This is a genomic window from Shewanella sp. SG41-3 (genome assembly GCF_014164545.1).
Classification (GTDB): Bacteria; Pseudomonadota; Gammaproteobacteria; order Enterobacterales; family Shewanellaceae; genus Shewanella; species Shewanella vesiculosa.
Window position 1 is genome coordinate 291,021 of the sequence record NZ_JACJFJ010000006.1, and the last position, 23,774, is coordinate 314,794.

Annotated in this window: 24 protein-coding genes; 16 read left to right on the forward strand and 8 right to left on the reverse strand. The window is 39.9% G+C overall.

Features of this window, described 5'->3' with window-relative positions:
* Positions 1-228: 228 nt before the first annotated feature.
* From H5164_RS13935 to H5164_RS13945, 3 genes are all read right to left on the reverse strand, one after another.
* Entirely contained in the window at positions 229-456 is a 228-nt protein-coding gene (locus H5164_RS13935; RefSeq protein WP_124015839.1) for a DUF3389 domain-containing protein, read from the reverse strand.
* A 96-nt stretch (positions 457-552) separates the two neighbouring features.
* The gene (locus H5164_RS13940) at positions 553-1,035 is read right to left on the reverse strand and encodes a peptidylprolyl isomerase (RefSeq protein WP_182756701.1); all 483 of its coding nucleotides are present in this window, start codon (positions 1,033-1,035) and stop codon (positions 553-555) included.
* A gap of 83 nt (positions 1,036-1,118) precedes the next feature.
* Complete coding sequence (locus H5164_RS13945) at positions 1,119-2,366, reverse strand: lytic murein transglycosylase (protein WP_182756703.1); 1,248 nt, start codon at positions 2,364-2,366, stop codon at positions 1,119-1,121.
* A gap of 498 nt (positions 2,367-2,864) precedes the next feature.
* Here H5164_RS13945 and H5164_RS13950 point away from each other — a divergent pair, with 498 nt between their 5' ends.
* Together H5164_RS13950 and H5164_RS13955 are read left to right on the forward strand one after the other, a co-directional pair.
* The gene (locus H5164_RS13950) at positions 2,865-3,224 is read left to right on the forward strand and encodes a DUF2750 domain-containing protein (protein ID WP_182697124.1); all 360 of its coding nucleotides are present in this window, start codon (positions 2,865-2,867) and stop codon (positions 3,222-3,224) included.
* Positions 3,225-3,462: 238 nt separating this feature from the next.
* Positions 3,463-4,137, forward strand: coding sequence for a hypothetical protein (locus H5164_RS13955; RefSeq protein WP_165870077.1), 675 nt, complete (start codon positions 3,463-3,465; stop codon positions 4,135-4,137).
* Between the two features lie 49 nt (positions 4,138-4,186).
* Here the strand turns inward: H5164_RS13955 and H5164_RS13960 are convergent, their stop codons facing one another.
* Positions 4,187-5,128 carry a chemotaxis protein CheV gene (locus H5164_RS13960; protein WP_124015834.1) on the reverse strand — a complete coding sequence of 314 codons (942 nt, stop codon included), beginning with the start codon at positions 5,126-5,128 and terminating at the stop codon, positions 4,187-4,189.
* A 258-nt stretch (positions 5,129-5,386) separates the two neighbouring features.
* Between H5164_RS13960 and H5164_RS13965 the strand changes: the two genes are divergently transcribed.
* The 5 genes from H5164_RS13965 (at position 5,387) to H5164_RS13985 (ending at position 8,942) form a co-directional block, all read left to right on the forward strand.
* Positions 5,387-5,896, forward strand: a complete 510-nt coding sequence (locus H5164_RS13965) for a lipocalin family protein (protein ID WP_220492705.1) — start codon at positions 5,387-5,389, stop codon at positions 5,894-5,896.
* A gap of 58 nt (positions 5,897-5,954) precedes the next feature.
* Positions 5,955-6,545: an LON peptidase substrate-binding domain-containing protein gene (locus tag H5164_RS13970; protein ID WP_124015833.1), complete on the forward strand. Its 591-nt coding sequence runs from the start codon at positions 5,955-5,957 to the stop codon at positions 6,543-6,545.
* Positions 6,546-6,704: 159 nt separating this feature from the next.
* Positions 6,705-7,367 (forward strand): sigma-70 family RNA polymerase sigma factor, encoded by a 663-nt coding sequence (locus H5164_RS13975; RefSeq protein WP_124015832.1) that lies wholly within the window; start codon positions 6,705-6,707, stop codon positions 7,365-7,367.
* Positions 7,360-8,046, forward strand: coding sequence for a ChrR family anti-sigma-E factor (locus H5164_RS13980; protein WP_124015831.1), 687 nt, complete (start codon positions 7,360-7,362; stop codon positions 8,044-8,046). The genes H5164_RS13975 and H5164_RS13980 overlap by 8 nt, the downstream gene beginning before the upstream one ends.
* 722 nt (positions 8,047-8,768) lie before the next feature.
* Entirely contained in the window at positions 8,769-8,942 is a 174-nt protein-coding gene (locus tag H5164_RS13985; RefSeq protein ID WP_124015830.1) for a hypothetical protein, read from the forward strand.
* 226 nt (positions 8,943-9,168) lie between these two features.
* Here the strand turns inward: H5164_RS13985 and H5164_RS13990 are convergent, their stop codons facing one another.
* On the reverse strand, positions 9,169-10,140 hold the full coding sequence (locus H5164_RS13990) for a 1-aminocyclopropane-1-carboxylate deaminase/D-cysteine desulfhydrase (protein WP_182756705.1): 972 nt from the start codon (positions 10,138-10,140) through the stop codon (positions 9,169-9,171).
* Between the two features lie 197 nt (positions 10,141-10,337).
* Between H5164_RS13990 and H5164_RS13995 the strand changes: the two genes are divergently transcribed.
* Both H5164_RS13995 and H5164_RS14000 read left to right on the forward strand, forming a co-directional pair.
* Entirely contained in the window at positions 10,338-10,751 is a 414-nt protein-coding gene (locus H5164_RS13995) for a YccF domain-containing protein (protein ID WP_124015828.1), read from the forward strand.
* 156 nt (positions 10,752-10,907) lie between these two features.
* Positions 10,908-11,375: an EVE domain-containing protein gene (locus tag H5164_RS14000; RefSeq protein WP_182756707.1), complete on the forward strand. Its 468-nt coding sequence runs from the start codon at positions 10,908-10,910 to the stop codon at positions 11,373-11,375.
* A 149-nt stretch (positions 11,376-11,524) separates the two neighbouring features.
* On the opposite strand, the gene H5164_RS14005 is transcribed toward H5164_RS14000, so the two are convergent.
* Positions 11,525-12,313, reverse strand: a complete 789-nt coding sequence (locus H5164_RS14005; RefSeq protein ID WP_124015826.1) for a TIGR00266 family protein — start codon at positions 12,311-12,313, stop codon at positions 11,525-11,527.
* Between the two features lie 187 nt (positions 12,314-12,500).
* Positions 12,501-13,430, reverse strand: a complete 930-nt coding sequence (locus H5164_RS14010; protein WP_124015825.1) for a LysR family transcriptional regulator — start codon at positions 13,428-13,430, stop codon at positions 12,501-12,503.
* A gap of 219 nt (positions 13,431-13,649) precedes the next feature.
* Between H5164_RS14010 and H5164_RS14015 the strand changes: the two genes are divergently transcribed.
* From H5164_RS14015 to H5164_RS14025, 3 genes are all read left to right on the forward strand, one after another.
* A complete protein-coding gene (locus H5164_RS14015; protein ID WP_182756710.1) occupies positions 13,650-14,810 on the forward strand; it encodes a homogentisate 1,2-dioxygenase in 1,161 nt (386 codons plus the stop codon).
* Between the two features lie 67 nt (positions 14,811-14,877).
* On the forward strand, positions 14,878-15,918 hold the full coding sequence (gene hppD, locus H5164_RS14020) for a 4-hydroxyphenylpyruvate dioxygenase (RefSeq protein WP_124015823.1): 1,041 nt from the start codon (positions 14,878-14,880) through the stop codon (positions 15,916-15,918).
* Between the two features lie 104 nt (positions 15,919-16,022).
* Positions 16,023-16,640: a LysE family translocator gene (locus H5164_RS14025; protein WP_124015822.1), complete on the forward strand. Its 618-nt coding sequence runs from the start codon at positions 16,023-16,025 to the stop codon at positions 16,638-16,640.
* A 45-nt stretch (positions 16,641-16,685) separates the two neighbouring features.
* Here the strand turns inward: H5164_RS14025 and H5164_RS14030 are convergent, their stop codons facing one another.
* Positions 16,686-17,858, reverse strand: coding sequence for a GNAT family N-acetyltransferase (locus tag H5164_RS14030; protein WP_182756712.1), 1,173 nt, complete (start codon positions 17,856-17,858; stop codon positions 16,686-16,688).
* A 112-nt stretch (positions 17,859-17,970) separates the two neighbouring features.
* On the opposite strand from H5164_RS14030, the gene ggt reads away from it, so the two are divergent.
* From ggt to H5164_RS14050, 4 genes are all read left to right on the forward strand, one after another.
* Complete coding sequence (gene ggt / locus H5164_RS14035; RefSeq protein WP_182756714.1) at positions 17,971-19,722, forward strand: gamma-glutamyltransferase; 1,752 nt, start codon at positions 17,971-17,973, stop codon at positions 19,720-19,722.
* A 440-nt stretch (positions 19,723-20,162) separates the two neighbouring features.
* Complete coding sequence (locus tag H5164_RS14040; protein ID WP_182756716.1) at positions 20,163-21,779, forward strand: methyl-accepting chemotaxis protein; 1,617 nt, start codon at positions 20,163-20,165, stop codon at positions 21,777-21,779.
* An 83-nt stretch (positions 21,780-21,862) separates the two neighbouring features.
* A complete protein-coding gene (locus tag H5164_RS14045; protein ID WP_124015818.1) occupies positions 21,863-23,086 on the forward strand; it encodes a hypothetical protein in 1,224 nt (407 codons plus the stop codon).
* Positions 23,087-23,097: 11 nt separating this feature from the next.
* The gene (locus H5164_RS14050) at positions 23,098-23,493 is read left to right on the forward strand and encodes a phosphate ABC transporter substrate-binding protein (protein WP_182756718.1); all 396 of its coding nucleotides are present in this window, start codon (positions 23,098-23,100) and stop codon (positions 23,491-23,493) included.
* Positions 23,494-23,774 lie beyond the last annotated feature (281 nt).

A 23,774-nucleotide genomic window follows, 5' to 3' on the forward strand; every position in this document is an offset into this window, starting at 1 on the left:
ACTCGCGGCAATATGCAGTCAGAAGTGCAGCGAAAACGGCAGCAATAATATAAGCCACAAACTGTGGGTTAGCTTTGGTTGGAGGTTAAATAGACAGTAATCGTATTGACATGTCATGCATCGCTCAGAGCATGTCAATACCTTCAGTTTGTCATTCAAGTTGAATCAAGGCTCATGGCCGAGCAGCCTATTCCCATTCATCTTGCCACTAAGCCGATACAAATTAAGTTATTGCGCTTGAATGCCAGTGTGTTGCAATAGCGCGTCTAATTGCGCTGGATTATCCAGTTTAATACTCCACCTCACCGTTCCTGCATCGGCAACAATCACTAAGCCTTGATGAAAACAGCTAATGTCATCCATGGATGCGGTAAGCACTAATTGGCTATCATGAAACCGGCACTGAATTTCATGCACAGTGACAATAATTTTACCTAATGAGAAATCAATAATCATATCTACTCTCTTAAAACAAAAAATCCCAAGTCTTCACTTGGGATCTGTACAGGGTTAAACCATAAGTAAATATCAATTTACCCAAGCGGTCCCCTACTAGTGGTGATGACCACCAGCGCCATGGGCATGACCATGGGCAATTTCTTCATCAGATGCATCGCGGGCACCGACAATTTCAATATCGAAAGTTAATTCACGGCCAGCAAGTGGATGATTAACATCAACCGTCGCCATAAACTTACCGACTTTAATAATGGTCACTTGACGCTGGCCTTGCTCAGTATTCACCACGGCAGCCATGCCCGGTTTCCATACTTTAGCGCCTGCAAGGTGTTTAACCGACACGCGCTGCTCAGAATCTGGTTGACGTTCGCCATAAGTATCTGCAGCTGGCGGAGTAATAGTGAATTTCTCGCCAATTTCTTTGCCATTAATCGCATCTTCAATACCAGGCATCATGTTGTCATGACCATGCAAATAGGCAATCGCCTCACGACCTTCGTTTGATTCAAGTACTTCGCCTTTTTCATCACGTAGCGTGTAATTAAACTGCACGACCATATTGTCTTTAATGCTCATTATCGTTCCTTAATTCAAAAATTTGCCGAAGCTTAGCAAAAGCGTACTAATGCATCCACAAAAAATGCTCATAAAAATACTGATTATAGTTTGATACCCAAGGCAGTAAACGTCTCTACATCAGGAAATCCATCAGCAATAAGCCCTTTTTCATGTTGAAAAGCTTGTAACCCTAATACTGAATTACGCCCTAAAATACCGTCAGGCTTACCCACATCGAAACCAGCATCATTGAGCCTTTGCTGAATTTGTTTGACCGTTTCTCGGCTTAGCCTTGGCTGTTTAGGTACTGCACGGGTTAATACCGCACCACCATTTATACGATCGGCTAAATGTCCCACTGAAATGGCATAAAATTCAGAACGATTCCAACGCATTATCACATTAAAGTTGTCATATCCTAAAAAAGCAGGCCCTGTGTGCCCTGCTGGCAAATATAACGCTGCTTGCATATCTGGTGTAGACAAAGGCTGACCATTAACTTGCTTAACATTAAGCTCACGCCACTTAACCAGTGGTAGAGGATGTTTACCGCCTAAGTAAGCAAAAGAATAATCGCTAGGAATCAACACTTCACGCCCCCATCGTTCATCTGCTTTCCAACCTAGATGCTGTAAAAAATTTGCCGCAGATGTCAGTGCATCATCAGTACTGTTCCATAAATCAGCAACACCATCGCCATCGCCATCTACCGCATACTTTCGATAATTGGTTGGCATAAATTGAGTATGCCCCATAGCTCCGGCCCATGAACCAACCATTTTACTGTCGGCAAAATTATACTGCTGCTTTAAGGTCAACGCTTGCAGTAACTCACCAGTAAAATAATCACTACGCCTTGGATCGCACGCTAATGTTGCTAATGAATCGAGCACAGGCATGCTGCCTTTATAACTCCCAAAATTAGTTTCTAGCCCCCAGAAAGCAACAATGTATTGCCCTGGTACGCCATACTCTTTTGTGAGCTTAGCTAATAATGATTTATGCTCAGCCAACATTTTTTTACCCTGCTCAACTCGCCACGCAGTGACACGTTTATCAAAGTAATCACCAAAGGTGGTGGTAAATTCAGGTTGCTGATTATCTAATTCAATCACTCTAGGGACATACTTTAAATTTGCCACTGTAGTGTCGATAATCTGTTGTGAAATCCCTGCGGCTTTAGCTTTTTGCTGTAACGTAACGACACAAGTGGCAAAATCAGCTTGCTCTTGAGCAGGAGCAACATCTGCAACAGGATCGGGTGATGCCGATACCGCACAAGCACTTAATAAGGTACTAGATAAAAACATTGAAGCAATAAACACAGATAAACGTCTTTTATGGGCCATGAACAACACTTAATTTACGCAAAATGAATATTGAATATCGTGACGCATCAGCCTTAAGGAAACAAGAGCTGTTAACATTAAACCCTGTTTATTTATGCTAAACCGAAGTGAAAAATGAAAAATCTGCTAACAAGTGCGCAATCATGGTAAACCGACTCAAAACCACAGCAGCATGTAAAATAGCCCCATGGTTTATCCATTATGAATACCTCATAAAACCAAGCAATCATCGCATTTAAACGTTAGTTTAATAAGAGCCATGCCATAAAGACTGGCAGCAACCACAACGAGCCACTAGCTATTATCACCAAAACACTTTTGATGTGTCTATTATCTATGCTGCTCTCATTTACCGCAGAGTCACAAGATAATGAGTCAATTTAGCCTTTAAACACTGCTTAAGTCTCCAGCTAAATATAATTGTCATTAATTAAGCCTTTTCCTTATTCAATGAGTCCGTATAATGACATTAATTCTAACTCATTTGAGCGATTAATCATGACAGAACAAACTGCAGCATTATCAAGCTTTATCGAAAGCGTAAAACAACATCAAGTCTTATGGGGCTTACAAGATGAAACTGGTGAGGGTTGGGTAGTATGTGACTCATCAGAATTTGAAGAAACAGATGTTATGCCACTTTGGTCAAGCGAAGCTGCAGCAAAAAGTCACTGCACTGATGAATGGGCTGACTATAATCCGGTTACTATTACGCTAACGGAGTTCTTAGAATACTGGGTGAGTGATTTAAATGACGATGGCGTTCTAATCGGTGTTAATTGGGAAGCAGAACAAGAGTGCTTAGAAATTGATCCTATCGTACTCGCTAAAGAATTAGTCGATTTTGAAAAAGAATAATCGTCACTAATTTAAGCTGAATAGGGAATAAAAAGCGCACTTTAAACAGCGTCTTTACCTTTTGTTAAGGTTATTCTTTACACTAGGTTCGACTTTGTCGGTCATTCAAAGAGCGCCATACGCAGCGATAACTCACAAGCCACAGCTTAGTGTTATCGCTGCGTATGATAATCCTAAGCTCAGATTAATTTACGCTTAGCCACTAAGTTCAGCCATCATTTCACTGCTCATTAATAGTATTGCATCCATGCCTACACAGATTGATATTCCTTTTGATAAACGTCATACATGTTGGTTTTGTAACGAGCCAAGTAATCAATTGTTTGATTATTATAGAATGACTCACACTCCCCACCCCTCTTTAACGATTCCGGCGTGTAAAGAATGCCATATGCTAGCCAAGAAAAATCTGCTGACCTCTATTTGGGATTGTCGAGATGCAGTAAAAGACAATTTAATGCATTTATACCGTAAAGACTTGGCCATTGGAATTAACTGGACTGAAGAAGAACTCGAACAATCAGAATTTGACTGTATGATTTTTGGAGGCTTTAAAAAAAGTGCTTGGATGATGTACCAAATTGCACAAAGTCGAATGAATGCAAGAGGTTGGCCATTAAGTCTGGAAGGTATATTACTCGATGGCGAGATTGCTGGCGATGTGAGTCAATATCAAACAGGTTTTGAATTTGACGGCATTGTGTTTACGTCACTCACTAAAGCCATTAGCCACTACAGCCAAACATTGTCTTTAGACAGTATTTTTTTACAGCAGCTCATTACGCTATTGGGTAAAGCCCAATTTGGCCATGCGGTCAAAATAGCTCGGCTCAATATTGGTATTACCCCTGGAAACCAGCGTCGAATTCTTGATGAGTTGATCGAAGATATGGACCAAGGTGCGGCTCAATAACTCAATCCACTCTGGATACGTGCCTCTGGTTAACGATTTATGCTATTGCCTATGAAAGAATAGCACGTAAACGATCTTGAACAACACTCACTAACAAGTCGGGTTGAAATTTAGAAATAAACTCATTGCAGCCGACTTTTTTCACCATAGCTTGGTTAAAACTGCCGCTTAAAGAAGTATTGAGTGTAATAAATAATGCCGCCATTCGGGGATCATTACGGACTTCATGAGTCAACTTATAACCATCCATCTCAGGCATTTCTGCATCGGTTATCATCATAAGCAATTCTTCGGCAACGTTTTGACCTTTATCGGCCCACGATTGTAATAACCGTAACGCTTGTAGCCCGTCTGATGCCTCAAGGATCTCAATGCCTAACTTACTTAATGTGTCCCTCACTTGCTTGCGAGCTGTGGAGGAGTCATCGACGACTAATATCTTACGCCCTGGCATATGAGAAGTCAGAGATTCATCAAGCACACCATCTGACAACTTAACATCATAGCTAATGATCTCAGCTAAGACTTTCTCTACGTCAATAATGGATACTAATCGTGATTGACCTTGGTCTTCTATTTTAGTTATCGCGGTTAAGTAATTATGCCCTCCAGAGGTTTTAGGCGGAGGCATAATATCACTCCAGGTCATGTTAACAATATTCTCAACTTTACCGACTAAAAAACCCTGCACACTGCGGTTATATTCAGTAATAATCAAGTTACTGTCTTCAGTCACCGGCATAGGTGAAAAACCAATTGCTTCACGCAAATTGATCACAGGGATCGACACCCCTCTAATATTAGCGACACCATAGACGTTGTGGTTACTGCCAGGCAAGTTACTTAGCGGAGGTAACTTAACCACCTCTTTAACTTTAAATACATTAATGGCAAATAACTGGGTCGAGTTAATGCGAAACAGCAATAGTTCTAAACGATTTTCGCCAACTAGCTTAGTCCTTTGATCAACCGTATCGAGCACTTTTCTCATGGACGAGTCCCACCTACAAACAACGTAAAAATGTATTATTAACGCTAATTATACTTAAAAAAGATTTATTAACAGTGTTAAAACAAGATTTATCCCCCAAAAAAAGAAAAAACCTTTAAACAAGATCAAAAAGCGTCCTTAATTCGTATCATATTTTATTAGAGAAGCAAGCTGTTGCATCTCGCAAACTTTCAGCAAAGGTTATACATGATAAATATCACCCAACCTCTGAGGCACTTAAGCATATGGCTCTCAATAATGAGTTTATCTGCTTGTACCTTAATCGATAAACCGGTCACTGTTGTAAAACCGTTTGAACTAAATCTGTACTTAGGAACTTGGTATGAAATCGCCCGCCTCGATCACTCATTTGAGCGAAATATGTCCCATGTGACCGCACAATATACACTTCAAGGAAGCAAGGTTGTGGTGACTAACCGTGGATTTAAACAAGATGAACAGCAATGGGATGAAGCTAATGGTAAAGCTTATTTTATTGATGGAAGTGACCAAGGCTTACTTAAAGTGTCATTTTTTGGTCCTTTTTATGGCGCATACCAAATACATGACGTAATCCAAGCTCCTAATGGTCAATATACCGATGCTCTAGTCATTGGCCCTAACGCGCAATATGCATGGATCCTCTCAAGAACAGCTGTGATTAACTCCAACACCAAACAAGGTTTTATAAACAAACTCTCAGCATTGGGGATTAACACCAACAATCTAATTTGGGTGGATCAAGGCGCATTAAAAGATGATCGTTAAGCTCTTTTTACACGTACATTAAGTAAGTTTATTTGTTATATCTGATACAGGTGCCGTTATGAATATCCCATTATTTCCACTACCCGTTTGCTTATTGCCTCAGGGATATACCCAATTACGCATTTTTGAACCCAGATACAAACGCTTAGTATCTGAATCACTAAAGAGTGGTATTGGGTTTGGCTTATGTATGCTGGCTGATGATAAAAAAACCATTCTACCTATTGGTACGTTAACCCAAATTATTGACTTTGAGACGCTTGACGATGGCTTATTAGGTATCAGTGTTCAAGGAAAACAAACCTTCACCATTAACCACATTAGCGTTGATGATGACGGTTTGAAACGAGGTGACGTCAGCTTAATTGATTCTTGGCCAAGCGATATCATTGAACAACAAATTGAACCGGCTCAAAGCAATAAGATTAACCGAAAAAAAGATAAAATACTGAGTCAAACGTTAAAGCAAATTTTACAGCAGTATCCGCAGCATCTGGCCCATTACTCTGAAGAAAGTTTTAATGATATGTCTTGGGTATGCCAGCGTTGGCTTGAAATTATCCCATTGAGTTCAAAACAAAAATATCAGTGTATAAATAGTCATGACCACCAATTAGCTAAATCATTCTTATTCGATATCATAAAATAATAACAAGAGTGATCTTAATTAAGTGAGCTTTCGTATACATGATTATAGCTATTGTTTGTCAATGAAGTTGCTAATGTCTTTTTAGGCCACATTAGCAACTGCATGGATAAGATAATTAATTATGCTTAATGAAGTAATTATTGGATGCGAGTGAAAATAATGGAAAATATTCAATCACAAAGCGCACAAAATCGTTATGATAAGGGACATCTTGCACAGAGATCCCTAATTAAACGAAGCGGTGCTATGAAATCAGACGAACCAAATCCAATGGCAGATGAACTCGCTGCATTAATGATGAAAGTCGCTAATCATCGATGCAAGACTTCTTTTGCCAAACTCTTTTCGCATTTTGGCCCTAAAATTAATTCTTTTGGCGTACAGCGTTTAAGTCAACAGGGCTTAGCAATGGATTTAGTGCAAGAGACAATGACTCGAGTATGGACCAAAGCACATCTTTATAATGCAGATAAAGCAGCTGTAAGCACTTGGGTTTTCACCATAATGCGTAATCAATGCTTTGACATGCTTCGCAAAGTGCAACATAACCGCGAAGATGCATTTGGTGATGACATTTGGCCATTGTTTGAATCTGATGATGCAGAAAATGACGACAATGACTTCTTATTGTCGGCTTCTTTATTGCAGCATGTAGAGGAATTACCTCCCTTACAACGCCAAGTAGTACAAGGTATTTATATGCAAGAGCTGACTCAACAAGAGCTTGCAGACAAACTTAATATTCCAATTGGAACGGTTAAATCTCGACTTAGACTAGGTTTAGAAAAATTGAAAAGCTTTATGGAGAAACACTATGATTAATTACCACCCAGACCAGCACATGCTGTCTCTCCATGCTAAAGGCGAATTACCGCTGTCCATGTCGATTGCAATCTCTGCCCATGCTGAGTTTTGTCAGCATTGCCAACAGCAGCTTGACCAGATGACAATTGCCATGTCTGAACAGCAATTTGAATCGGCAGTAGCACCACAATTCGCTAACAGTAAAGATAATGATCAGTTAGACGCATTATTGAGCCAGTTATTAAATTCAACTCTAGATACATTAGCGGCCGAGCAGCCGACGAATATCGACAAGACAGAAGATAACAGTGTCAACATCAAAGGTCAGCATTACTCTTTACCAAGAGCATTTCGCAATCAAATCAATGCATCATGGCAAGGTATTGGTAAAGTGAGTCGTTTAAGACTTGATACCGGAGAGCCGCAAGCAAGAGCGAGTTTGTTACACATTGCTGCTAATGGTGAAATACCTGAGCATACTCATAAAGGTGCAGAGTTAACCTTGTTACTGGCAGGAGAGTTTAGCGATTGCTATAACACTTATAAACCAGGTGATTTTATGTTGCTTGATAAAGCGCACCAACATTCACCTAAAACAATTGATGGTTGTTTGTGTTACACCGTAGTAGATGCGCCCTTATACTTCACTAAAGGTATAAGTAAGTTACTAAATCCAATTGGTGATCTAATTTACTAAATATCAATATCCTTGCGAGTTATTTACTGCTCGCTGCAAAGATAGCTTACGTATGCCAACTTATCACTTAGCTGATGATGGCGGCATAAGTTAGATTATTAGTTTAATTTCTTCTAAAAGAATGATTTAGAAGATGGATGATGAGGTACCTCATCATCCATTTTTATGAGCTAAACTGTATAACGCAGTGAAATTATCCTATGAATAACCAGTAATGCCATTAGGATTAGCTATTTTTTAATCGAAAAGCACATTAATTTGATTAAAAATTGAAAAAGACTATTGCCATATGCAAACACTCAGTATATTATCTACACAGATTTAGTTTTCTTGTTAATTTTGGTTACCTACCTGTAAGTCTGCTCAACTTCACTTCGTAAATAAACCCAAGACAAGCTTCTGTACATTGTTTTAAATTCAATTGATTTCTGTTGATATGATAATTTCTATTGGCGTAATCTTATTGTCATAAAACTATGTTCAACTTACAAATTAAGTGCTGTATGTATTACTGTGATTTTAGGCTATGTGGCAACATAAAAGTTGTAGACACAAATTAGACCTTAATCAACTATTCACATAACAACACTTGATTAGTGAGTAAAAGATAGGTTAAGTTAAATCTCGAAACATTAATCTTTTGCAACACTAAAAAATGCCAAGGATATTTTATTGAACAATTGTCTCACCTAATGGGTGAATATATAGAAGGAGTGTGGCCAATGTCATACAACATTAATGGACACGAAATTTCAGTTAGCTTTCCAGTTAATTCTATTTCGTCAAACAAAAACTCAATTGCTTTTACCGACAGCCTAGGTAAAAACAAAAAAACCTTTTCAAAGCGTATTGAAGCAATAAACTTCATGAAATGGTTATTATCAGCTAATAAGTAATCCCCCCTAACGCTTTGCGTTAATCATTTACTCTGTTATTTAATAAACTCATTTCTCGGTATTCTCCTCTCAATTACCGATGTTTATTAAAACAGAGTAAAATGAATAGCTCACTAGCTTATTTTCAAGTTACTCTTCAATTTTAAACCCCAAGTTAACCATCTAAAAAACCTATTTCTCTTACTATCAATACCTTGTAGCAAAAATGCATCCTGCACTGGTGTGATCAAACCGAGTGAGGAAATTTTCGTTGGTATCTTGGTAACATGGTTTTATTGCCTAAGGCTCCCCCCTGATGTATGTAAAGAACATTGGTGGCACTGACAGCCTGACTATTTAAATAATGTTGTAATACTAAAAAGCCAACCGGATCATACAACAATTCAAATTCAATTCCCGACTGGCAAACTGTTTTCCACATATCAAAACAACGTTGTGATAATTTCCCAAAATGATATTTATGACCATCATTAATAATTCTAGGAAAATAAATCTCATCAACTAATTGTGAAAACTGTTGGCGTAAATATTTATCTCCGCCAACGGTACTGCAAGTTAACACCTCAATAGCAAAAACTTCCGTTAATGATAATTGAGTCAGTTGTTGAATAATTTGTTTATTTAAATAAGCCGCAGTGGTCCCCGTGCCTGAGGGGAGAAATACCATCAACTCATTTAGTCGTCGATCTTGAGCCCATTGAATAATTTCACTGGCGAGTTGTGTTATCCCGGTTTCGGCATACCCACAACGTCCACCTTCGGGAATAAATAGTAATTGATTTTTATCTGTGTAATTTGGGTGCGACGACACAATGTATTGCATGGCATCGTCTAAATGCATACCTTGAAGATTTTCGGCATCGGCCAAATGACTGACATCAATAATATTGGCACCATTTTGTATCGCAGCAGCATAGTTACCCTGAGGATGTTGTAACAAGAATGTGTTGATATGACTTACATAGTAATCAAATTTCCATCCTTGCAGCTTTGCAAGTACAGACAAGGAGTACAATGAGTTGGCTTGTGCCGAGCCCGATGCCACTAGCTGGGTAACGTGTGAATAATCATGATGGAGGAAATGATAAAATTTACGCGCTTTATTACCACTAAAATCAGCATGTAATAGATCATCCCGTTTAATATAGATGCTGCGTCCATCAAAATTCATCGCTTGTACTGGGCTTATCGAAAACATACATTGCCTTAATCAACTGTAATATGAGTATTTTAACTAAAAAATGATAAATCTCATCGATTCATTTGTATTACTCATCACACACACCTAGTCATAAAGTAAAAAATTAACATTTAACCTATTATAATCAAACAGTTAAAAATATGGCATGAATATCGCTATATTCTAAGTAATATTGACTATTGATAGGATTGAAAATGTCACTTTTACGCTTAATCTTTAATATTGCTTGGTTTCTTATGGGTGGTTTTATCATGGGCCTAGCATGGTGGTTGGTGGGGCTATTATGCTTTATCAGTATCATTGGTATCCCATTTGGCCGTGCATGTTTTGTTATTGGCGAGCTGGCTTTCTGGCCATTTGGGCAAGAAACGGTTAACCGAAAACACATTTCAGGCCAAGAAGATATTGGCACTGGCACGTTAGGTTTAGTCGGTAATGTTATATGGTTTTTATGCTTTGGTATTTGGCTTGCGATTGGCCATCTAGTCCATGCATTGGCTTGTTTTGTAACAATTATAGGTATTCCTTTCGCGTTACAACATCTTAAGTTAGCCTTATTAAGTTTAACCCCTATTGGTCAAACTGTTATTGCCAAACCGACTTATTAGCATTCATTAATAACTGTTGAATGACCACTGTTATAAAAAGCCGATAGCACAGTGCTATCGGCTTTTTATTTGCCTAATTGTCTTCGCAGCGTGTACATTGCCATAATCAAGCACAGAAAAGTAATTCACTCTCTTTAATGACAGTAATGGAATCGCATGAACTATTGGTTAATGAAGTCTGAACCAGATGACTTTAGCATTGATGATCTTCAGATGTGTGAGCAGCAAACGGTTGCTTGGCAAGGTATTCGTAACTATCAAGCACGTAATTATATTCGCGATCAAATCGCATTGGGTGATCTAGTGTTGTTTTACCACTCTAGCTGCAAAGTACCTGCCATTGTAGGTTTAGCCAACATTAGCAGTCAACCTCAAATTGATGTCAGCGCTTTTGATGACCGCTCAGCGTATTTTGATATGAAATCTGACGCCACTGGACCTCGTTGGTGGCAAGTGCATATTCAATTTGTGGCCAAATTCTCTAACCCAGTCAGCTTGAAGCAATTGAAGGCAGATCCCTTACTGCAAGATATGGTACTAGTCGCTAAAGGTACTCGCCTGAGTGTTCAGCCCGTCACACAAGAGCAATACCAACACATTATGAAACTAACAAACGTAGATTAATAACCTTGAATTAACCACTGGGTTGCTGGTCGCTAACAGGTAACTATCCTTTTAAAAGCCGCTTCCTAAAGACTGCTCAGACAATTAGCGCTAAATCGTCTGAGCATCTAACTGCGAACGAAAATGAATAAGATCAGCCAATGCCCAGATTAGTTAATCATCCGCCCTATTCCACCAAGCACAGATCCTTCACCCTGATCTTTGCCACCACGAGATGGTGCATGAGCAATAATTCTGTCAGCCATGCGAGAAAACGGTAAGCTTTGTAACCATACTGTCCCATGACCTTGTAAGGTCGCAAGAAACAAACCTTCGCCACCAAACACCATTGATTTTAAAGAACCAGCGCGCTGAATATCATAATCAATCCCGGGCGTAAATCCGACTAAACACCCAGTATCAACTCGCAATGTCTCACCACGTAATTCTTTTTTTATCAGTGTGCCACCGGCATGCACAAATGCCATACCATCACCTTTAAGGCTTTGTAGAATGAAACCTTCACCACCAAAAAAACCGGTTCCTAATCGCTTATTAAACTTCATACTCACTTGTGTACCTAAAGCCGCTGCTAAAAAGCTGTCTTTCTGGCAGATAAGTTCGCCTTGATGTTGAGCTAAGTCGATCGCCAAAATAGTCCCAGGAAACGGCGCAGCAAATGCCACTTTTCGTTTATGTTGACCTTCATTGGTAAAGTGAGTCATAAAAATCCCCTCACCCGAAATGGCACGTTTACCAGCCCCCAGTAGCTTGCCAAAAAAACCAGATTCAGGCTCAGAGCCATCACCCATTTTAGCCTCAAAACTAATATCTTCTTCGATATAGGTCATCGCGCCTGCTTCAGCAATCACTGATTCATTTGGATCAAGTTCAACTTCAACAAGCTGCATACTAGAACCGATAATTTCATAATCTACTTCATGGCATTTTCTGGTCATTTTCATTCCTTAAAAATTTATGATTGATTGTTGTCGCCTAACATTGTTGTCGCCTAACAAAGCTAAATAATTTCCCTGTAACAATGTTATAAAATAACAAAAGGATCCGCAATTTAACACGACAACTTTTCACTGTGCTAGGCTGCCCAATAAATCTGTTGATGGCTCTCCAGACGTATGCCAATGATTAACCCAATCCTGCACCACTTAACCCTAATTGTTGCTGTTGCTGATATTGGGCAAATTCTTGCAAAATTAATTCAGTAAATAATTGCCCTGCTCGACCAAGTGGTCGCTCTAAAGTTGATACTAGTTGCGGGGTAAAACTAAACCGATTACCACCAATAAAATCAACTTCAATAAGTTGTCCTTGATGTAATTCTTCAGTAATTAAAAAATCCGGCATCCAGCCAAAACCTAGGCCTTTTAGTAAGGCATTTTTTTTCATGATAAAGCCCGACAAATAAAAGACTTTATCGCCGCCAAACTGCATTTCATCGCGGTCACGTTTACCAGGAGATGAATCTTCAATGGTCAACTCTACATGTTGCTGTAACTCAGGCAAACTAATCCTCTTAAGCTGACTTAATGGATGCTGTGATGATGCCACCAGCACACTGGTAATGGTAGGCAATGCTTTAGGATGATAAGAGGGCCCGGTACGATAGTCTTTCACTAGCATTAAGTCGGCTTGATCACGTTCAAATCGATGCTGTACCCCGCCTAAAAACTCCATATTGAGTTGAATTTTAGTGGGTATGTTATGCTCCGACATCCGTTTTAAAGCCGTCATAATCGGTTCCATCGGCAGTGCGCCGTCTATCACTAATTCAAGTTTAGGTTCCCATCCTTGACTAAAGCGACTGGCAAGATGTTCAATATTGGCTAAATGCTGTAATAAGCGCTGCCCTTCGGCCAAAATCACTTTACCTTCGGGGGTTAATTCCGCTCGATAATGATCTCGATTAAATAATGTTACCCCCAGATGTTGCTCCAGTTTTTTAATCTGATAGCTTACTGCCGATTGTGCCTTGTGTAACCGTTCTGAAGCTTTTGCAAAACTTCCTTCTTCAACAAGTACTTGCAGTACATTAAAGGCATCTATATCTATTCGCATAAGATTTCCACTGTCCCGTTATCCATACACAAATGTAAAGCTAACATAACAATCAAAAAAGTCGATTGAGTTGAGTTATTTATTATTCTTTTTTTTGTTGATCTTTACCACTAAATTGTTAGTTAGATCACATATTGGTTTAGCCAATGAGATTAGGCCATAACAATAAATAACATAAACGCCACGACACTCGCAGTCGATTCACCATAGGACAATCACATGCCATTCTATGTTAAGCAAGGTCAGATCCCGACCAAACGTCACATTGCCTTCGAAAAAGATAATGGTGAGTTGTACCGTGAAGAATTATTTTCGACCCATGGCTTTTCAAATATTTATTCCAATAAATATCATCATAATATGCCAACCAAAGCGATCGATGTTAAACCTTACGCTCTGTCACATGGCGAACAATGGCTAGATCCGCTCATTCAAAATTACAAGTTAGACTCGCGCCAAGCCGACTGCCAAGGCAATTTCTTTAGTGCTCGTAATAAAATATTTTTCAATAATGATGTCGCCATGTACACGGCTAAAGTGACTGAAGACACTAATGAGTTTTATCGCAATGCTTATGCCGATGAAGTGGTGTTTATTCACCAAGGTGAAGGGCAACTATTAAGTGAGTACGGTGTTATCAATACTCAGAAGTGGGATTATTTAATTATTCCGCGCGGAACCACCTACCAGCTAAAATTTAACGATTATCAAGATGTACGTTTGTTTGTGATTGAATCCTCGTCAATGGTAGAGGTGCCTAAGCATTTTAGAAATGAATATGGCCAAATGCTCGAGTCCGCTCCTTATTGCGAGCGTGATATTCGAACCCCAACCTTAACCGAGGCTGTGGTCGAAAAAGGCGAGTTCCCGTTAATGTGTAAGTTTGGCGATCGCTATCAACAGATGACACTTCAATGGCATCCATTTGACTTAGTAGGTTGGGATGGTTGTGTCTATCCATGGGCATTTAACATCAGTGAATATGCCCCTAAAGTTGGCAAAATTCATTTACCACCATCTGAACATTTAGTGTTTACTGCACACAATTTTGTAATTTGTAACTTTGTGCCACGGCCATACGATTTCCACCCTAGATCAATTCCGGCGCCTTATTACCACAACAATATCGATAGCGATGAAGTGCTGTATTACGTCGACGGTGATTTTATGAGCCGTACCGGTATTGAAGCCGGCTACATGACCTTACATCAAAAAGGTGTCCCCCACGGCCCGCAACCTGGACGGACCGAAGCCTCTATCGGCAAAACTGAAACTTACGAATACGCGGTGATGGTCGATACCTTCGCCCCACTGAATTTAACCGCTCATGTAAAAAATTGCATGAGTGATGATTACAATCGCTCTTGGTTAGAAAACTAAGACCACATTTATATCAACCCTAAGTCATCTAAGAGTGATGGTGTTGACATAAAATAAAGGAAAAAAAATGGCAAGCGAACTAAACCCACTGGGCCTGTTAGGCATTGAATTCACCGAATTTGCCAGTCCAGATACCGAATATATGCATCAAGTGTTTATTGATTTTGGTTTTTCAATGTTAAAAAAAGCCAAAAATAACGACATCGTTTATTACAAACAAAACGACATTAACTTTTTGTTGAATAAAGGCCGCGCAGGCTTTTCTGCAGACTTTGCTAAATCACACGGCCCAGCTATTTGTTCAATGGGTTGGCGGGTTGAAGATGCTAATTTTGCATATACCGAAGCGGTGGCTCGGGGTGCAAAACCGGCAGATGATGCCAACAAAGACATGCCGTATCCGGCTATTTATGGCATTGGCGATAGCTTAATTTATTTTATTGATATCTTTGGCGAACAAAACAATATTTATCAAACTGACTTTGTTGATTTAGAGCAGCCTATCGTCACACCAGAAAAAGGCTTTATGGAAGTCGACCATTTAACCAATAATGTCTACAAAGGCACTATGGAAAAATGGGCTAACTTTTATAAAGATATTTTTGGTTTTACCGAAGTGCGTTACTTTGATATTAGTGGCGCGCAAACGGCTCTAGTGTCTTATGCTTTGCGTTCTCCAGATGGCAGCTTCTGCATTCCGATTAACGAAGGTAAAGGCAACGACAAAAACCAGATTGATGAATACTTGGGTGAATACAATGGCCCAGGTGTGCAGCATCTAGCATTTAGAAGCCGTGATATTGTTGCTTCATTAGATGCAATGGAAGGCACTTCAATTAAGACTCTGGATATTATTCCTGAATATTACGACACTATTTTCGATAAGTTGCCACAGGTCACGGAAGATCACGATCGGATCAAGCATCACCAGATTTTGGTTGATGGTGATGATGACGGTTATTTACTGCAAATTTTCACCAAAAATTTATTTGGGCCAATCTTCATTGAGATCATTCAGCGTAAAAATAACCTTGGCTTTGGCGAGGGTAACTTTACCGCATTATTTGAATCCATTGAACGTGATCAAATGAAACGTGGTGTGCTGTAATTTTATAGACACTAAGTGATACATAAAAACCAGCAAAGTGCTGGTTTTTATCATTTTAGGCCATTACACTCTGCCATCCATATTGCTAACCAAAGACGTTACCCATGCCAGATTATGCTGTTCTTGCGGTTTTTATCCCTACATTCTTTTTTGTGTCTATCACCCCTGGGATGTGCATGACATTAGCCATGACCCTCGGCATGAGCATTGGTGTGCGTAAAACATTATGGATGATGCTCGGTGAATTAGTGGGCGTGGCATTGGTCGCCATTGCTGCAGTACTTGGGGTGGCCAGCATCATGTTAAATTACCCACAAGTGTTCGATATCCTTAAGTGGGTGGGTGGTGCCTACCTGGCTTATATTGGGATTAATATGTGGCGCGCCAAAGGCAGAATGGCCATCATTACTGGCCTTGATGTGAAAACCAACCGAGTCAGTTTAATCAGTCAAGGTTTTATCACCGCCATTGCGAACCCTAAAGGTTGGGCCTTTATGATTTCACTATTGCCACCGTTTATTAATGTCGATTATGCCGTTGGCCCACAACTTGCGGTGTTACTCGGGATTATCATGATCACCGAAAGTGTCTCTATGTTGGCTTATGCCAGTGGTGGCAAAAGCTTACGTTTATTCTTAAGCCGCGGCGATAACATTCGTTGGATGAACCGTATTGCTGGCAGTTTAATGATCGTTGTTGGTATATGGTTAGCATTAGGCTAACCACACAATCACACTGACTTAGCCATTTCACTACCGATATGTCTATTATTCTATTGCCTTATACGGCAGTTGTTCGCACATTTGTTGCATGTAGATGTCAATGTGCGCGCGTTCTTGCTGACAAAAATGACCAATCGCATCATAAAAACCTTCATGAGCAATAAAATGACTTGAGAAAGTTTTGACCGGACGAAATCCTCGCATAACTTTATGTTCACCTTGGGCGCCAGCATCAAATACCATTAATTGATTGGCAATGGCAAACTCAATACCTTGATAGTAACAGGCCTCAAAATGCAATCCATCACATTCAGTTAATGCTCCCCAATAGCGGCCAAATAAGTGTGTATCTGACACGAAGTACAGCGCCGATGCCACTAGATTTCCATCAACATCTTCAATTATCAATAAGCGTATCGACGCGCCCATCGTTGCTGCTATTTGTTCGAAAAAGGCAGGTGATAAATACCCTGTGTGACCGGAACGTTTTAAATAGGTATTTTGATAACAGCGAACAAAACCCTGCCACTGCTCAGGACTGGCCTTATCGCCATCAATAAAACTAAATTGTAGCTGTTGTCTTGCTATGGTTCGCTCTTTGATGATGTTTTTACGTTTACGTGACGTTAATCTGGCAATAAAATCATTAAAATCAGCATAACCTTGGTTGTGCCAATGAAACTGGCACCCCAAGCGTTGCATAGCATCTGCCTGAGAGAACTGATGCTGTTGCGCCTCATGGATGAATAAACAATGCCAAGATGACCAGTTATGCTCAATGACAGTCTGCGACAAAAAGTGCTGAATGCTCTCGATTAAAGTTTGCTGTGCCGTGATCGACAAAGCAGCACTAAAACCTATACGCTGACCAGTGGTAGGCGTAAAAGGAATACTCGCGACAAGTTTAGGATAGTACTCAATGTGATTACGCTCATAAGCCTCTGCCCAAGCCCAGTCGAACACATACTCGCCCCAAGAATGCGTTTTAAGATATAAAGGCATTAAGGCGATAACATTATCAATATCCATCACCACAAGATGCATGGGAGTCCAGCCCGTTTCAGCACTAACACAACCGCTCATTTCGAGTGCGGATAAATATTCATGACGGGTAAAAGGATGGGACACCCCAAACATTTCATTCCATACAGAAGGATCTATAGTATTAATACTATTAACAAATTTATATTGATAACTTTGCTTTTGTGCTTGTTCCACCCACACCTACCCTATAATAATTAACGTTGTAAAGTTAAAACACATACCAATTATTGTTATCATGTGGCATGTTCTATCACAATATCTTTTCCATTCACGCCAAGGATTAATCGTGACACTATTCCCTAAATTAACACCGCTTCTGTTGAGCTCAGCCTTAACACTAACACTTTGTTATCCCGCCATTCATATTGCTAACAGCCAAGCAAACGAAGCCTCAATTTTTAGTGAAATGGCAACGGCTCAGCCAATCTATGCTAAGCATGGCATGGTTTCAAGCCAAGAAGCATTAGCAAGTAAAATTGGCGTAGATATCTTAAAACAAGGCGGTAATGCGGTCGATGCTGCTGTCGCGGTAGCATATGCACTTGCCGTGACATTACCTCGCGCGGGTAATGTTGGTGGCGGTGGTTTTATGTTGGTGCATTTAGCCGAGCAACATAAAACTATCGCTATCGATTACCGTGAAACAGCGCCAGCTAAAGCACACAAAGACATCTTTCTTGATGAACAAGGTAATGCTGTCGATAAGCTCAGCCGTGAGCACGGTTTAGCTGTTGGCGTTCCTGGTACCGTCATGGGAATGGAACTGGCCTTGACAAAATATGGCACCATGAGCATGGAACAAGTCATAAAACCTGCTATTAAACTGGCTAAAGACGGTATTTTAGTCACCTCAGATTTGTCTAACTCTCTTGCCGGCCTTAAATCGCGCATTACACAATGGCCAAGTTCAGCAGAGGTTTTCTATCATGCTGATGGCAGTAATTATCAGGTCAATGAATTATTCAAACAACCGGAATTAGCACAATCGTTATCGTTAATAGCAGAGAAAGGCAGTAAAGGGTTTTATCAAGGTGAAACCGCTGAAAAAATTGTTTCTGCGGTCCAGAATGCTGGTGGGGTGATGAGCCTAACCGATCTTGCAAACTATAAAGTGATTGAGCGCCAACCGGTTCGTGGTCAATATCGCGGTTATGAAGTGGTATCAATGCCGCCGCCTTCTTCTGGTGGCATACATATTATCGAAATGCTGAATGTGCTTGAGCAATTCCCAATTGATAAATTAGGTCACAATACCGCCGATACCTTGCATCTTATGGCTGAAACCATGAAGTATGCTTATGCCGATCGGAGTAAATTTTTAGGCGACCCTGACTTTGTTAACGTTCCGGTTAAACAATTGATCAGCAAAGAATATGCTAAGAGTATTGCCAGTAAGATCTCCATTAATAAAACCACCCCGAGCAGCGAAATACTGCCAGGAAAATTGGCGCCATATGAGAGCGATCAAACTACCCACTTCTCTGTTATCGATAAATGGGGCAATGCAGTTGCCAACACTTACACCCTTAACTTCAGTTATGGTTCTGGCTTAGTCGCTAAAGGCACTGGTATTTTATTAAACAATGAAATGGATGACTTTTCGGTTAAACCTGGTACACCTAACGGTTATGGTTTAATTGGTGGTGAAGCAAACTCTGTTCAAGGGAATAAGCGCCCTCTGAGTTCAATGAGTCCAACCATTGTAATGAAAGATGGTAAGCCATTCATTGTGACCGGCAGCCCTGGTGGCTCGCGTATTATTAATATTACTTTGCAAATTATTATGAATGTTATTGATCATAATTTAAATATTGCCGAAGCCACTGCAGCAGCACGTATTCATCATCAATGGTTACCGGATTTTATTTGGGTAGAGCACACCTTGAATAAAGATACGATTTCATTACTTGAAGCCAAAGGTCATAAAGTCAAAATTCAAGAATCAATTGGTAGTACTCAATCAATAATGATGACAGAACAAGGTCTTTTTGGCGCATCAGATCCAAGACGTGCAGGCTCTGCCGCCATCGGCTACTAGAGCGTTAATCTGCAAGTATAAAAAGGCAGCGGCTTTACACCATCTAAAGCCGCTATTACATATAATTAATACCAAGATATGCATTGATATCGACTATCATTTTACGCTTAATTTTCTACCACTGTACTGGTGAGCAAAATTCGTTCAAAAACTCAAAACCTCATGTCCAGTAAAACTCGAAACGACTCGCCAGCAAAGCTATACCCTGCTCCGCAGGATAAACAATGGCAATCATTAATATAAGCTTGAATGTTATTTAGTCAGACTCATGCTAATCCTCAAACTGTTTAAATATTATTAAGATTAATGAACCACTTTGCTGCATCTGCTATTATTGTTAATAATTATATATCCCGAGTTAATCAAACGTTAATATTTCTAAGTCACAATCTAAGTTGTTATTATCTTTTTTTAGCTTAACTAAATTAACAAAAGGCCTCATGCAACTCATTAATTTAAAAATCAAACATAGAATTGCCCTACTCACCTTTGTCGCTATCGTGTCGTTTGTCATTTCGATTATCATCAATAATCAAACGGGTAAGAATAATGAACAACGCTTAAATGGACTCCAAAATCAACTTTATCCAGCCTTAAATCTTGCAACGATCAACCAAGGCTTAATATTACAATTGGATCAAACAATCCAATCAGCAATTACTACAGGTGAAGAAGATGCGTTAGATGTGGCCAATAACATGGTATTGCAAATCTCAGCTAATTTACGCCAACTTATCGATCTACTGCCAGACGAGGCAGCTGCGGCACAAAAAATGAACCGCGATATGAACATATACTATGATAACGCTAGCAGTTTAGCCGCTGAGTTTATTAAAGATGATGTCGATTTTAGCAAAATACAGCTGCAAGCTGCTGAAAATGCAAAGCGATACCAAACATTGGTCAAACAATTTGCTGAAAAAAAATCACTTTTGGCAGAACAATTTCAACAAAGTATTCAAACGACGATTACCAGTTCAAAAAATGCGGAAAATAGTGTTCTGCTTATTGGCGTGATGGCTACTGCACTGATGATCATCATGGGATTACTGGTTAATCGCTCAATCATTAATACCATAGACAATGTCACTCAATCTTTGCGAAATATTTCACAAGGTGAAGGCGATCTTCGCGCACGGATCCACTATGCGGGCAAAGACGAAATAGCACAGCTTGTTTACTGGTTTAACCAATTTGTCTCTAAACTTCAATCGTCTATTGCCGATACCAAGAACACCACAGAAAACTTAACTGAAGTGGCTGCAACCTTACTCAGCGGCAGTCAGTACAGTGAACTCAACGTAAAGCAGCAAAATGAGGCTATTGAGCAGATATCACAAGCGATGAAAGAGATGTTTGTTAGTGTGACTCACATTGCCGAGTATGCATCCAGTGCAGCATTAGAGGCTGAAGATGCCAACACAGAGGCAAAACAAGGCCTTATCATAGTTAATGATGCCGTTTCTACCATTAACACCTTGGCTGATGAAGTCCAGCAAACAGCCGTCGTGGTAAATCAACTCGACGCATTTACCCATAATGTTAATGACATATTAGACACAATCCGCAGTATTGCAGATCAAACTAATTTACTGGCTCTCAACGCTGCAATTGAAGCCGCTCGTGCGGGGGAACATGGTCGTGGTTTTGCAGTAGTAGCTGATGAAGTCAGAACATTGGCTTCTAGAACACAAACATCGACCCAAGAGATCCTGCAAGTATTACAAGAATTACGTTCTACTTCTAAACAAGCGGTTGACGCTATGGCTCGCGGTATTCACACAGCTGCCAAAGGGGTGCAATCAACCTCTTTAGCCGGTGAAGCATTACAACGTATCACAGGTAAAGTCAGTGCAATCTCTGAAGTTAATGATCAAATTGCTACTGCGACAGAAGAACAACACACCACTTCGGTGTTAATCCAGCAATATATAACTGAAATGGAAACCGGTTCGCAAAAAGTAAGAGTAACGACTGCTGATATGGGAGGTATCAGTGTTGATATTCAAAATATTAGTGAAAGACTGCAATCAATTACCAATCAATTTAAAGTTTGAGATTGATTGCATAGCTAGTATTAAAAACCAAAAAATATAAGCCTTAATGGCGTATTGATGAGTGATGTTCAAGGAGTAAAACCATGCAATTTAATTTAAAAGTGTTATCTGTTGCGATATCGATGGCAATGGTCCCTAGCCTGGCAACAGCTGATGAAGCTGCTGATGCTAAAATTGCTAAACTAGAGCAACAAGTACAAACCTTGCAGGCGCAACAAAATGCCAGCTTAGCAGACAAGGTCAAATTTAATGGCTTTATTAGCGGAGCCTATATTAGCTCTGATAATGATGCGGGTTATAACGGTGCAGACTCAAGCGCTGACTTTAGTGAAGACAGTAAATTAGGTCTACAAGGTACCTTCAACATTTCTGACAACACTCAAGCGGTATTGCAGTTAATGATGCGCGGTAAATATGACTGGGAAGTTGAAGCTGAATGGGCTTATTTATCTCACCGCTTTGAAAACGGTATCAAGGTTCGTGGCGGTAAACTGCGTGTACCTTTGTTCATGTATTCTGATTACCTCGATGTAGGATATGCACAACCTTTTGCTCGTCCGCCACAAGAAGTTTACGGTGCCATTCCGTTTTCATCTTACACAGGTGCTGGTGTATCTTATGATGTTGAATACGATGACTCAACCCTAACAATGCAAGCATTTGGTGGTGAATCAAAAGTTAAAAACACAGCGGTTGAACTCAGTAATCTTATGGGTGCTAACGTGAGTTGGACCGACGAAATATGGACTTTACGTGCCGTATACGCACAAGCCCAATTAGACGGACCCGTTGTGACAGAAGTAACCGTTCCTTTAGCGCCAGGGGTGAATACTCAAGCTAACTATACCCTATTAGAGCTTAACGATGATAAAGGCTCTTTTGTTGGTGTGGGTGCCAGTTATGACAACGGTGAAGTCATTGCAATATCTGAATGGACTCGTTCAGAAATTGATAATGCCTACCCTGATATTGATTCAGGTTACTTGACATTAGGCTATCGTATTAAGGCATTCACGCCTTATGTCACCGTTGCTTACTCGAAGACTCAAGACAATGAAGATCGTTTACCGCTATCAACTGCTGCGGCAACACAAATGATCGCATTCAATGCTGAGCGTATGGCTTATAGCTTAGGTTTACGTTGGGATGCAATTGATAATGTCGCGATAAAATTTGATGTCACCTACGCTGATGACTTTGGCAATACATCAGGTGGATTAGATACCAATAGCTTCGACGCATCAACAGGTAAATTTGCCTATGATGACACCTTGATTTACACCGTTAAATTCGACGCAGTATTTTAAGGGGTATGATAATGAACAAGTTACTGACTATTTTAGCGCTAAGTTTAACAGCCGTTACCTCAGCTAATGCAGCGGTTGTTGTCATTGGCAATCCTGCTGCTGCAGATATTGCAATTAATGATGTTAAAAAAGCGTTTTTGGGTAAAGGGGACTCTTCAGTCGTCGTTTACGAATTAGAAGAAGGCAATCCTGTACGCAGTGAGTTTCATCAAGCAGTAACCGGTAAGTCAGATGCACAGCTCAAAGCATTTTGGTCTAAGCAAGTCTTTACCGGTAAAGGTACGCCACCACCAGCGGTTTCTGGTGCGGGTGCAATGAAATCTGCGATTGCAAGCAATCCAAATGCCATTGGCTACATTGATGAAGCTGATGTTGATGCCACAGTAAAAGTCATACTGAAGCCATAGATTGATTACTACTGTGATTAACTCACCATAAAAACGTGAGCACATAATCACCGATGTTAGTTAATTGGAAGATGAAATATAAACCGAGTAATAATATTTATTGCTCGGTTTTTTTATGGCTAACCTAATAAAAAATCAGCACCAAAACTTGTTTGGTTTATAACCATCATTTATAACGTCGAATTAGATGATGACGAGCAAAAGCAATATATCGCACTCTATCCTTAATAGCTTATCGAGTTAAATTTAACAATTCAATATTAAGTAAATTCTGGCGAATA